General features: G+C 41.9%; 6 protein-coding genes and 1 CRISPR repeat array. All 6 genes read left to right on the top strand.

Features of this window, described 5'->3' with window-relative positions:
- Positions 1-6 precede the first annotated feature (6 nt).
- The 6 genes from cas1b (at position 7) to CLV25_RS14360 (ending at position 14,037) form a co-directional block, all read left to right on the top strand.
- A complete protein-coding gene (cas1b, locus tag CLV25_RS14385; protein ID WP_131840362.1) occupies positions 7-1,011 on the top strand; it encodes a type I-B CRISPR-associated endonuclease Cas1b in 1,005 nt (334 codons plus the stop codon).
- Between the two features lie 17 nt (positions 1,012-1,028).
- Positions 1,029-1,289 (top strand): CRISPR-associated endonuclease Cas2, encoded by a 261-nt coding sequence (gene cas2 / locus CLV25_RS14380; RefSeq protein WP_131840361.1) that lies wholly within the window; start codon positions 1,029-1,031, stop codon positions 1,287-1,289.
- Positions 1,290-1,508: 219 nt separating this feature from the next.
- A CRISPR array of direct repeats spans positions 1,509-7,716; the repeat unit is 30 nt; unit sequence CTCTTAATCGCACCAATGTGGAATTGAAAT.
- A gap of 417 nt (positions 7,717-8,133) precedes the next feature.
- Positions 8,134-10,842 carry a phosphoenolpyruvate carboxylase gene (locus CLV25_RS14375; protein ID WP_131840360.1) on the top strand — a complete coding sequence of 903 codons (2,709 nt, stop codon included), beginning with the start codon at positions 8,134-8,136 and terminating at the stop codon, positions 10,840-10,842.
- 383 nt (positions 10,843-11,225) lie between these two features.
- Entirely contained in the window at positions 11,226-11,807 is a 582-nt protein-coding gene (locus tag CLV25_RS14370; protein ID WP_131840359.1) for a TetR/AcrR family transcriptional regulator, read from the top strand.
- Positions 11,808-11,832: 25 nt separating this feature from the next.
- Positions 11,833-12,825 (top strand): HlyD family secretion protein, encoded by a 993-nt coding sequence (locus CLV25_RS14365; protein WP_131840358.1) that lies wholly within the window; start codon positions 11,833-11,835, stop codon positions 12,823-12,825.
- Between the two features lie 42 nt (positions 12,826-12,867).
- Positions 12,868-14,037 (top strand): ABC transporter permease, encoded by a 1,170-nt coding sequence (locus CLV25_RS14360; RefSeq protein ID WP_165877096.1) that lies wholly within the window; start codon positions 12,868-12,870, stop codon positions 14,035-14,037.
- The last annotated feature ends 1 nt before the right edge of the window (position 14,038 follow it).

Genomic DNA, 14,038 nt, shown 5'->3' with positions numbered 1-14,038 from the left:
CGAACTATGAAGCGCACCTACTACCTATTTAATCCGGGACGGCTAAGCCGTAAGGACAATACGCTAAAGTTTACCCCAATAAATGAGGATGGGGGTGAAGGTCAACCCCGGTACATTCCTATAGAGACAGTAGATAACCTTTTTGCCTTTGGAAGCCTAGATGCCAACAGCGCCATGTACAACTTTCTTGGTAAGAATCAGGTTAGCGTTCACTTTTTCGACTACTACGAGCACTACACAGGATCGTTTATGCCAAAGGATTACCTGCTATCGGGAAAAATGCTCCTAAAGCAGTGCGAGCATAACCAGAAGAAGAAAAAGAGAATGGCCATTGCGCAGCAGCTGATCTCGGGGGCTGCGCATAACATCCTTAAGAATATTAGGTACTACAATACCCGTGGGCGTAGCTTTGATGAAGCAATTCAGCAGATTGAGGGCTATGCCGCTCAGATTGCTTCGACAACAGAGGTTGACGAGCTGATGGGAATAGAAGGAAACATCAGAATGACCTACTACACCACCTTCGATGGTATTATTGATGGGTTTGAGATGGGGAATAGGGCCAAGCGTCCGCCATCGAACGAGGTTAACGCCATGATTTCGTTCGTAAACACTCTTTGCTACAGCGTATGTCTAGATGCCATATACCATACCCAGCTAAATCCTACGATCAGTTTTCTGCATCAGCCCGGCGAACGACGTTACTCGCTAGCTCTTGATTTGGCCGAGATATTTAAGCCACTTTTGGCCGACAGGCTGATCTTTGCGATGTTCAACCGCAAGCAGCTGCAGAAATCAGACTTCGAGCATACCCTTAACGGGTGCCTACTAAGGCCAAACTCTCGCAAAAAAGTTGTAGAAGAATGGGAAAAGCGGTTAAGCGAAACCATCAAGCACCGTACCTTAAACCGAAGCGTTAGCTACAAGCAGCTGATTAGGCTGGAATGCTACAAGCTAGCCAAGCATGTTTTGGAAATAGAAGAATACCGTCCGTTTAAAATTTGGTGGTAATCCTAAAATGCAATACAATGTATGTAATTTTGGTGTACGATGTTGGAGAGAAAAGGGTAGGGAAGATGCTAAAGCTCTGCCGCAAATATCTCTCGTGGATACAGAATAGCGTTTTTGAAGGAGAACTCAGCGAACTACAGGTAAAGGATCTCAAGGCAAAAGCGGATCGAATAATGAAAGAAAACGACAGCTTAATACTGTTTTCGAGCCGCCACGAGCGATGGCTTGAAAAAGAGATTGTTGGATGCGAAAAAGCCAGCACCGACAACTTTATTTGAGCGTCGATCTCAAGAAAAGCCAATCGGCGAGAAGGAGTAAACGATGAGCTATCTCCATAAACGTTCTTTGACGTACTGAAAAACAAATAAGTAGAATTGTCAGTCGACTTACTAGGGAAACGTTACCATTACAGGTCGACTGAAAAACAGGCTGAAAATCCGCAGTATTTCTATTTTAACATTCGGATTTTCAGCCTACTTTTATCACGAGCCTAACGGCTCTTAATCGCACCAATGTGGAATTGAAATGTAACCGCTACCACATTGTTTAGATGTGCCGCTCTGACTCTTAATCGCACCAATGTGGAATTGAAATGCGTACTTCAGCAAAAAGTACGTGATATGGAAGCAGCTCTTAATCGCACCAATGTGGAATTGAAATCGAGAAAAGTATAGTAAAAAAGATACATGTAAGGAACTCTTAATCGCACCAATGTGGAATTGAAATATGTATTACGTGGGGTGAAACGCACGCGCTATACCTCTTAATCGCACCAATGTGGAATTGAAATGTACTCGAGTGGGTAGTGGTTGGTTATCTGCCCCGCTCTTAATCGCACCAATGTGGAATTGAAATAAGATAAACGTGGGCACGTGGCAACCAGCCTCGGGGCTCTTAATCGCACCAATGTGGAATTGAAATTTGTTTTAGAAAATTTTGTCGTAAGCCGCGTAGTACTCTTAATCGCACCAATGTGGAATTGAAATAATTAAATTCTTCATCACCCCTGCACCTCCTTCCACTCTTAATCGCACCAATGTGGAATTGAAATGTGTGTAGGAATTTGGTTTTCGGCTTTATAATCAGAACTCTTAATCGCACCAATGTGGAATTGAAATCGGTTAGCCGCTTGTGCTTGTACAGCTCTTTTGTCTCTTAATCGCACCAATGTGGAATTGAAATTTTGCTCGTTAAACTCCTCCGAGTTCTGCACGGTATCTCTTAATCGCACCAATGTGGAATTGAAATCGGTAAAGACGGCACTAACCCCGATAGCAGGGGTTCTCTTAATCGCACCAATGTGGAATTGAAATCTCTTTGAAGTGTGAAAGATCCACACCCTCGAGGTACTCTTAATCGCACCAATGTGGAATTGAAATACAACAAGCGCTCGCGCGGTGTTGTGGGGCTTTTGCTCTTAATCGCACCAATGTGGAATTGAAATACGACGGAGGGCGTGGTCAGGCGTACTGCCTAAAGTCTCTTAATCGCACCAATGTGGAATTGAAATTTCCAAACACCACCAGGGTTGGTGTATCGGATAGCACTCTTAATCGCACCAATGTGGAATTGAAATTTCACTATTTCGAACAACCCTGAGCAATCATGTACCTCTTAATCGCACCAATGTGGAATTGAAATATTCAGAATAAATCTGGGAAATGGTTTGTTGGCTTCCTCTTAATCGCACCAATGTGGAATTGAAATTACGAGGGGGTTTTGTCATTTTTTGACGTTCTAAACTCTTAATCGCACCAATGTGGAATTGAAATGCTCCTCCCATCTTCCAACCCCGGAATCAACAAATCTCTTAATCGCACCAATGTGGAATTGAAATGTGTTACAACCTGTGGCTATTGGATACCTTAAGGGACTCTTAATCGCACCAATGTGGAATTGAAATTTTCTTTTGATTTATTAAAGTATTCTGTTTCGGCTCTCTTAATCGCACCAATGTGGAATTGAAATAAAAGTCTAAGTATTCTTTTTCTTGATTTTTTGTGTCTCTTAATCGCACCAATGTGGAATTGAAATGTTGGATTATTATTAAACACATCTACTGTAGGGAGCTCTTAATCGCACCAATGTGGAATTGAAATAATTCCCTGAAACTCATAGAAGTTACACCACTTTACTCTTAATCGCACCAATGTGGAATTGAAATCAATCTTTCGATTGGGTTAAGGTAATTTTTTCGACTCTTAATCGCACCAATGTGGAATTGAAATATATTGTTGTTTATACAGATGCAGTTGTTAATCTACTCTTAATCGCACCAATGTGGAATTGAAATTTGGTTTTTCTATGCAGGTGACGAAACTTTTGAAACCTCTTAATCGCACCAATGTGGAATTGAAATCGAAGTTCGGGGGGTATTTGAAAAAACTTTGCAATCTTCTCTTAATCGCACCAATGTGGAATTGAAATTCGGGTTATGATGTTGTAGAATGGCGCCCAATTGAACGCTCTTAATCGCACCAATGTGGAATTGAAATGTATGAGCAAGCTTACTAAGCGCGAAGCCGAGGTAGCTCTTAATCGCACCAATGTGGAATTGAAATATGTTTAGTATCGTAGTTTAGCGTTGCACTTCCAACTCTTAATCGCACCAATGTGGAATTGAAATTGTGAAAACAGAGATAGAGGGCAATATAACACACTCTCTTAATCGCACCAATGTGGAATTGAAATTTCATTGAAATTGCTTGGTTCAAAAATGAAAAAACGCTCTTAATCGCACCAATGTGGAATTGAAATTCGTCTACCATTTCGTCAATGCTCTGTAACCTGCTGCTCTTAATCGCACCAATGTGGAATTGAAATCATAACCACGCCCATGCGCTTAAGGCTCTCAGTCTCTCTTAATCGCACCAATGTGGAATTGAAATGCTTAAGTATAGCTGGTGTTAAATGCAGGTTTTTCGCTCTTAATCGCACCAATGTGGAATTGAAATCATTGGGACACGTTGGCTCAAATAGGACTTTCTGCTCTTAATCGCACCAATGTGGAATTGAAATTTAGGTATTAGTGGGTAGTAACCGTTGAATGTATTCCTCTTAATCGCACCAATGTGGAATTGAAATTGAATAAGCCGCTGCACTAAAATAGCCTTTTTCGTGCTCTTAATCGCACCAATGTGGAATTGAAATCATCTTAAGCTTGGCGTAATGCGTGACTTTGACACTCTCTTAATCGCACCAATGTGGAATTGAAATATAGCGCAGCTGTATGTAAAATTAATTAGTCGGCGCTCTTAATCGCACCAATGTGGAATTGAAATATGATGCCAGCCGTTATGATACCATCTGACAAAATACTCTTAATCGCACCAATGTGGAATTGAAATCTTTTAAAAGTTGCCTCAACTGTATTTGGTAGATTACTCTTAATCGCACCAATGTGGAATTGAAATAGCAATGCGCTTTAATTGCTGTTGATGAAATGATAACTCTTAATCGCACCAATGTGGAATTGAAATTTAGCGCACGTGCATTGTTGATCTAAGCACAGTGTCTCTTAATCGCACCAATGTGGAATTGAAATTTAATTGTCGATGATACACTAGGGAGTATTACTGCTCTTAATCGCACCAATGTGGAATTGAAATAGATTAGACTTAGTAGTTAGCAGAATACGGTGAGGGCTCTTAATCGCACCAATGTGGAATTGAAATAGATCATCCATCAGCTGCTCCACGGCCACGGTAGCGCTCTTAATCGCACCAATGTGGAATTGAAATAAGTATTTGGTATCGGCGCCATACACAAATATATCCTCTTAATCGCACCAATGTGGAATTGAAATGCAGCTGCAATAGGGCCAAGCACCCAGCCTACAACACTCTTAATCGCACCAATGTGGAATTGAAATCAAACTCACAGATATTTACTTTAAAACTTAGAAAGCTCTTAATCGCACCAATGTGGAATTGAAATATATTTAATTGCAAGTTCCGGAGCCTCGCGCTTGCTCTTAATCGCACCAATGTGGAATTGAAATACGACGATCGAACAGAGTACAACATTCTTCTTTATCTCTTAATCGCACCAATGTGGAATTGAAATAATTCCCTGAAACTCATAGAAGTTGCACCGCTTTAGCTCTTAATCGCACCAATGTGGAATTGAAATAGCGGTAAAAGGGGTAATCTGGTGGTGTGTTCAAACTCTTAATCGCACCAATGTGGAATTGAAATAAGGTTTACGTTTGGTGTAACGTTGGGAAAAAAAACCTCTTAATCGCACCAATGTGGAATTGAAATAGGGTTTTGCAACAGCGACTCGCGACCGTTTATTGACCTCTTAATCGCACCAATGTGGAATTGAAATTCAAGAATAAGATCAAGTCGATGGATAAGGTGGCACTCTTAATCGCACCAATGTGGAATTGAAATTGGAGTTCCTACTGGATAATAACGATATCAGAGCGCAACTCTTAATCGCACCAATGTGGAATTGAAATAGGACGAACTTTACGATTTGTATCCAGATTCGATACTCTTAATCGCACCAATGTGGAATTGAAATATCTTCGAAATCAATGAAAAAAGTAGCGTTTACGGTCTCTTAATCGCACCAATGTGGAATTGAAATAGTGTTACCACGATGGCCCACCCCCTCGCCCATTATCCTCTTAATCGCACCAATGTGGAATTGAAATCATTATTCCTAAAAAAGCCGTCAGGTGCACTAGCCACTCTTAATCGCACCAATGTGGAATTGAAATTTTAAAACAGGGGTCGGCTGAGCTAACAGTCTGGCGCTCTTAATCGCACCAATGTGGAATTGAAATTTAGCATCTTTCCCTCTAAAAAGTATTTCTCTCATCTCTTAATCGCACCAATGTGGAATTGAAATATATTTATAATTTCTTTATTTCTGTTAACGTATGCTCTCTTAATCGCACCAATGTGGAATTGAAATGTAGCACCGATGCCGTACTCCTTTGCAAAGTCAAGCTCTTAATCGCACCAATGTGGAATTGAAATACCTATAAGTCTGGCATGTGGATATTGGATAAGGAACTCTTAATCGCACCAATGTGGAATTGAAATAGGATAATACGGTAACGCTTAAGAGTAGGCTTATCTCCTCTTAATCGCACCAATGTGGAATTGAAATACGTACAGACGGATTTCAAACCCATCTAACATCTCACTCTTAATCGCACCAATGTGGAATTGAAATGCACCTACAGTCACAACAAAGGATCGGCTTGCATTGCTCTTAATCGCACCAATGTGGAATTGAAATTCACCTTCCTACGTTGGTAGTTTGGGCTGCTAACGTCTCTTAATCGCACCAATGTGGAATTGAAATATGATGCTGGAGGATGATCTTGCTAACGTTGTGAAACTCTTAATCGCACCAATGTGGAATTGAAATCCGTACAAACGACTTGATGTGCTTAAACTGAACGCCCTCTTAATCGCACCAATGTGGAATTGAAATGTTAAAGTATCTGCTACTATCTCCTATTTATAGCGCTCTTAATCGCACCAATGTGGAATTGAAATGAAGATACGCCATTTCCAGCCGTGGCGTTCGAAAACTCTTAATCGCACCAATGTGGAATTGAAATAGCACTGCCGACAATCGACTTATCGATATATTAGGACTCTTAATCGCACCAATGTGGAATTGAAATTACATTAGTAATTTATTAGGCTCTGTTAGCGAATTTCTCTTAATCGCACCAATGTGGAATTGAAATTAATGTGCGAAAGAGGAATATTTGGGAGCACAGTTTTCTCTTAATCGCACCAATGTGGAATTGAAATACGGCTTGCACGAAGCTAACTTTAGCTATTGGCTCACTCTTAATCGCACCAATGTGGAATTGAAATTAAATTCACTTTTCCTACCGCTTGCGTAGACAAATTCTCTTAATCGCACCAATGTGGAATTGAAATTGGGAATAGCGTGGAATATTCTGCAGTCGCTTAAGAACTCTTAATCGCACCAATGTGGAATTGAAATGAGGGTGCAGCATCCGACTTGGTAAACATGCGCCTCACTCTTAATCGCACCAATGTGGAATTGAAATAAGTCGGACAGCGCCTACACGCGAGAAATGACCGAGCTCTTAATCGCACCAATGTGGAATTGAAATAACCTTATGGAAATGGGTTATAAGATAACCTTGCTTCTCTTAATCGCACCAATGTGGAATTGAAATGTAGTACAGGTCGATAACAGCCTTGCCATCCTGCACTCTTAATCGCACCAATGTGGAATTGAAATCAATATTCCCGGGTGTTATGGGGTACACCACGTTGTCTCTTAATCGCACCAATGTGGAATTGAAATGAAACTCAAGAGATAGAAGTAAAAACTAGACGAATTCTCTTAATCGCACCAATGTGGAATTGAAATTTTTTCCCATGTGGGCGTATTTTTAGACGGTTCAACTCTTAATCGCACCAATGTGGAATTGAAATGGGGTATCTCCATTCCCATCTACTATTACTTATGTTGCTCTTAATCGCACCAATGTGGAATTGAAATTTACCGCTAAGAATCGTTACCTATTCGGCAATAACACTCTTAATCGCACCAATGTGGAATTGAAATTTTTTACCTACTTCCGTTCGCTGCGTTGACCCATCAAACTCTTAATCGCACCAATGTGGAATTGAAATAAGCATTACCTCCGCTTGCCTGTATTGTTACAGACTCTTAATCGCACCAATGTGGAATTGAAATTTAGTAGCAATAAGATCAACAAGTAACCGGAACTTAGCTCTTAATCGACCAATGTGGAATTGAAATATCGAAGTCACCCCCGATAACGACTTCATCATCTGGGCTCTTAATCGCACCAATGTGGAATTGAAATACGAGTTGAGTACTTCGCATCGCAAGGCTGCTAAGGCTCTTAATCGCACCAATGTGGAATTGAGATGGGGATTGTCGGCGGTGTAGCGGATGTAAATGAACCTTTGTAAAATTGAACCGCCGTTTCGTACTGCAACCTCCAACCGTTTTAAGCTATATTTGCGCAACAAATCGGAGAGCAAAAAGCACAATTAACACTTCTGTATAAGTTTTCCTTGATTAAAAGGGTAGTGGAGTGTATGTTTACTCTGGTTGAGTTTTGTCAGACAATAAAAGGTGCTATATATGAACAGCAGTCAGAGTCCATTTCAAAAAATTACCAACGACAGGAATTTCATACTTGATTGTTATATGGAAATGTTGTCGAGAATCAATGAGCATGAGGTAGTTTCTTTGATAAAAAGCAAGCCACAAGATTTATCTGTTCTAAGTCACGACTTCATTTCCAGCGATAAGGTTATTCAATCGCTAAGCATCTACTTTCAGCTGATGACGCTGGTAGAGGAAAACGGTGCTACGCAGTACAGAAGAAGAATGGAAAACCAGGAGAATATATTCTCCATTAGAGGCTCTTGGGCCGAAGCGCTTAAAATTTGGAAGGACGAAGGGATCGATGAGGAAGAAATGCTCGATGCCATTGCGCAAACCCATGTAATACCCGTTCTTACGGCACACCCTACAGAGGCAAAAAGAGTAACGGTAATCGAGATTCATCGCGAGCTGTATCTTCTTTTGGTGCAGCGCGAAAATGTATCGCTAAGCACCCTCGAGCAATACGTTATTAAAGAAAAAATCATCAACCTTCTGGAAAGATGGTGGCGAACGGGCGAAATATACCTGGAGAAACCTGATGTTAGAGACGAAAGAGCAAATACGATATACTATTTAAGCAAGGTTTTTCCAACCGTTTTGGAGAAAAGCGACCAGCAGCTTAAAGGCTCGTGGATTGAGATGGGGTTAAACCCGAATAAGATAAAGAATCCTGATCTCTTTCCTAAGATCACATTTGGAAGTTGGGTAGGTGGTGATAGGGATGGTCATCCATTGGTGACACCTAGCATTACGCAGGAAACTTTACTTCTGCATAGGAGTAAGGCCCTTGCACTCATACGATCGCAGCTAACAACGTTGGCTAAAAGGCTTTCGATATCGGCAACCAACACCCCCGTTCCTTACTTACTGTCGGAGGCCATAGAAAAGAAGCTGAAGGCGCTTGGCGAGGTTGGCGAAAAAGCAGTTCGCAGAAATTCGTATGAACCCTGGCGTCAATACGTAAACCTAATGCTGCTGCTGCTCGACAATACCATTGCAGGAAATAATGCCGATGCTAATGCGCTATACCGATCGAGCAAGGTGCTTGCCGAAGATCTGAAATATTTGAGGGATATTTTAATTGAAAATGGGCTAAAGGGGATTGCCGAGGATTTGCTCTTCCCAATTGAAAGAACCGTTAGCTGCTTTGGGTTTCACTTGGCTAAGCTGGATATACGCCAAAATAGCACATTTCATGATAAGGCCATCTCGCAAATCTTAAAGACGAACGGCGTGAATGATTTCGACTTCGAGAATTGGGATGAAGAAAAACGTGTAAGCTTTTTAAACAGGGCTTTAGAAAATAATTCCCCAATTACAGATATTACCGTATCTTACGGTCCTGAGGCCGACAATGTATTAGATTGCTATAGGGTAGTTCGTCATCACATTAACCAATATGGTTCGGATGGCATTGGATCTTTTATTATTAGCATGACCAGAAATCTTAGCGATTTACTGGTGGTTTACCTTTTGATGCGAGAAACCCAGCTGCTTAACACCAGCATAAGGGTAGTTCCGCTGTTAGAAACCATTGAAGACCTGCATCATGGTCCTGCTATATTGGAAAAATTCTTGCAGCATCCTGTAACACGGCAACGGTCATCGATTATTTCGAACAAGCAGGAAATTATGCTGGGTTACAGCGACAGCAATAAAGATGGGGGAACAATTGCTAGTAAATGGAACCTTTTTAAGGCCGAAAAAGAGCTTGCAGCTGTTGGACGACAAAATGGTACAGATGTTTACTTTTTCCATGGTACTGGAGGTACCATAAGTAGAGGAGGAGGTAAATATCACCGCTTTTTGGAGAGTATGCCTCTTAATACGGTTAATGGTACCGTTAAGATTACGGTACAAGGAGAGTCGGTTGCACAGCAGTTTGGGAACCCCCTTACGGCTACCTACAACATAAATTCGTTGGCTTCGGGGGTGGCCAAACAAAACATACTAAGCAAGGCAAATGCCATCGAAGAGGCTTATCCTTATGATACGATGGAGTTCTTAGCGCAAAAATCGTTTGAGCATTACCGACGTTTGATCGAAGCTCCGGGTTTTATCAATTTTTATAGCAACGTAACTTGTATTGATGTACTAGAGCGAAGCAAAATTGGATCAAGGCCTGCAAGACGAACTGGTACTAGAACGCTAAATGACCTAAGAGCCATCCCATGGGTGTTTAGTTGGAACCTTTCGAGAATTACGATAACCGGTTGGTATGGACTGGGTGAGGCTCTGAAACAGCTAAAAGAAGAGCAACCTGATGCGTTCAATCAGCTGAAAAAGACGATAAACGATTGGGCTTTCTTCAAGTTTTTGATGATTCAAACAGAAAGCAACCTAATTCTTTCCAATGTAGAGATGATGCAGCTTTATGCCAATCTTGACGCCAATGTAGAGGAAAGAGAAGTGTTTATGAAGAAAATACTTACTGACTACGAGAATGGCTTTAAGATGGTTGAAGAGCTGTTTGACGAACCTGCATCCATAAGAAGAGATGGTCAGTATGACAGCCTGACGTGGAGGGAGGATAAGCTGAAAGTGCTGCACAATCTTCACTTCAAATATCTGAAGCAATGGAGAAGCATAGCAGATGAAGATAGCTTGGACAAAGAAAAGCTGTTAACCAAATTACTTAGTCTAATAAATTCGCTATCGAGTGGCTTAAAAAAGACTGGTTGAGAAGTACTCCCGTTAGACAATTTTTTTGACTACCACATTTCGAAGGACAAATGCTTGCTACCATCAAGATAGGGTAGGATATACGGCATTTTTGGTGCTTCTTTATTACCCCGGGATTATTCCCCGGGGTAATTTATATTACGCCCTTTCATGTCTTTAACATTCTATTGCATTGAACTCTTACAACCTATTCTCGTAGAGTATGCTTTAGGGGTTATGCGCCTATCGATTCCCTATTCTCCACTAGCCAATCCCTGCTCCCTCTATGGTTTTCTTCTAATTTATTTAAAAACACTTTCGATTAAATATTACTAATATCAAACAATTGGAAATGAATGGAAGTATATTTGCGCGATAAATGAATGAGCATTCAATCATAACGAATGGCAAAAAGCATTGATACCTCAAAACTCGAACGGATAAAGGATGCAACGGTAGAGCTGGTGGTTAGCCACGGCTACAATTCGGCATCCGTATCGCTTATAGCCAAGCAGGCAGGTGTCGCCGATGGCTATCTCTACCGCTTTTATCAAAGTAAGTACGATTTAGTATCCGATATATTTAAGGCTAAGGTAGAGCAACTTGCCGATGTGCTCGACGACCTTTACTCCCAAAAAAGCACCGTACGTGAGGTTGTTTACAAATTTGTTGCGCATATCATTAATCGAGCAAAAGAAGCCCCTATACAAACCAAGTTTCTGTTTATGCTAATACACGATTACACCTTTGAGATTGACAAAGGTGTTGCCTTGCGCTTAAAGGAAACCTTCGAGAAATTGGTGCTAAAGGGACAGCAAAACGGGGAGATTAATGCAGATGTTACATCGGAAGACCTATACGTGCTGGTGATTGGACAGTCGTTGCTGTATATCGACTCTAGATTCCGGAAGCATTTCGGAAATGAGGTTCTTGAGAGCAATATGGCCGAACGTGTAGCAAATGTATGCCTAAAGGCAATTAACTAAAAAACAATATAACGATTAACGAAATATGAAGAACAACAAGTTTTTTACCCTTGCAGTTGGAACCATTGGATTGCTAACGCTTATTATCCTTGTTGGATGGTACGTGCTTAAGCCACAACCAAACATTATTCAGGGTGAAATTGAGGCAACACAGGTAAAAGTAGCCTCTAAGTTGGCTGGGCGAATAGATAGCCTTTACGTTCACGAAGGTGATGAGGTTAGTATAGGGCAAATGCTCTACACCATAACTAGCCCCGAGGTTCATGCAAAGTACGAGCAGGCAAATGCCGTAAAAGATGCGGCAATGGCGCAACGTCTTAAGGCAAACAACGGGGCTCGTGCAGAAGAAATTCAGGCTGCGTATACCACTTGGCAAAAAGCCGAGGCTGCAGCCGACTTTGCCGAGAAGAGCTACCGCCGTATTCAAAACCTTTTTGATAAGGGGGTGGTGCCTGCACAAAAGCGCGATGAGGTTGAAACCCAGTACAAGGCTGCCAAGTACACCGCCGAGTCGGCAAAGGCCGTTTACGATATGGCTAAGAAGGGGGCTCGTAACGAGGATAAGCTGGCTGCCGGTGCTCTTGTAAACCAGGCTAGCGGCGTTGTTAGCGAGGTTTCATCGTACCTTAATGAGACTCACCTAAAATCGCCAATTAATGGTGAGGTTGCCTCTGTTATTGCAGAGCGTGGTGAGCTTATCGGAACAGGGTATCCTGTAATTACCCTTGTCGATTTATCGGATGTTTGGGTTTCGTTTAACCTGCGCGAGGATCTACTTGCCAAGATAAAAAAGGGCAAATCATTTACAGGAACAATACCAGCCCTTGGCAACAAGGAGGTAGAGTTTACGGTTACCTATATTGCGGTTCAAGGAGCCTATGCAACCTGGACTGCAACCAAGACTTCGGGCGATTTCGACCGCAAAACATTTGAGATTAAGGCAAAACCAACAGCAAAGAACATAGGATTACGCCCAGGAATGAGCGTATTGGTTGACTGGAATAAGATTAAGGAATAACCCGAAAATCAGAATCTAATGCGCAATAAAATAAAGCATTCGATGCGAGAAGGAATTCTTTGCGTGCTTTTACGGGAGCTCAGGCGGATGTCGTCGAGTTCGATCTACCTTTTTGTGCTGATCGTATTCCCTTTGGCATGCTTCTTCCTTTTCACCGAGATTTTCAAAAATGGAGTCCCCCATAAGATACCTATTGCGGTATGCGATGCTGATGCCTCGGTAATGTCGCGAAAGGCTGCACGTATGGTAAATGCAACGCCTTCGGTTGATGCATGCTACCGTGTAACCAGCTTTAACGAGGGCAAAGAGCTGATGATGCGTGGAAAAATCAGCGCCTTTGTTCTAATTTCAAAGGATTTCGAAAGGGACATTTATAGAGGTAATCCTACTAAAATAGCGCTCTACGTTAATAACCTAAACATCCTTAAGGGCGGCTTGCTGGACAGGGATATCCGTACGGCACTTGCAACGCTCAATGCAGGCGTCGACTTGCAGGGAAGGATGAAGAAGGGGGAGAGCGCTAAGCTTGCCGTGGCACAGGTTATGCCAGTTGTTCTGGAAAAGAAGATGCTCTATAATCCTTTCGGGAGCTATGCATACTACCTTCTTACCGCATTACTTCCTGTTATGCTTCAGATGTTTATTATTACAGCATCAGTCTATGCTGTAAACGTCGAGATGAAGGATGGAACGGCAAGAGAGTGGCTAAAAGCATCGGGATTTGATGTTATAAGCGCGATAACCGGCAAGATGATACCATATTCGGTGATCTTCTTTATTATTAGCCTTTTTATGAGTACGCTGCTCTACCGATTTATAGGGGTGCCCCTTCGCGGTAGCAGGCTAATCCTTATTCTATCGAACCTATTCTTTGTTCTAGCCTATCAAGGTGTTGGCATCTTTATTACATGCCTGATAAGCAACCTTAGGTTGTCGCTTTCGATGTCGAGTGCTTATGCCATATGTGCATTTACGTTTTCGGGCTTAACCTTTCCGTTTATTGGCATGCCGTCTGTTATTGCTATTCTGGGGCAGTTTTTCCCATTTACGCAATACCTCGACATCTATATAAGCCAAGGATTACGTGGAGCTCCAATTTACACCGCGCTCTTTCCTTTAGGAATGCTGGGGCTGTTTATTCTTTTCCCGCTTTTGCTATTGCCCAAGCTGCAGAAGCACATGATGTATACGAAATACTGGGGAGGAGTATAGC

This window comes from Acetobacteroides hydrogenigenes, from assembly GCF_004340205.1.
Taxonomy (GTDB): domain Bacteria; phylum Bacteroidota; class Bacteroidia; order Bacteroidales; family ZOR0009; genus Acetobacteroides; species Acetobacteroides hydrogenigenes.
The sequence above is the reverse complement of the archived record's forward strand: the minus strand, read 5'-3'. Positions and strand labels throughout refer to the sequence as shown.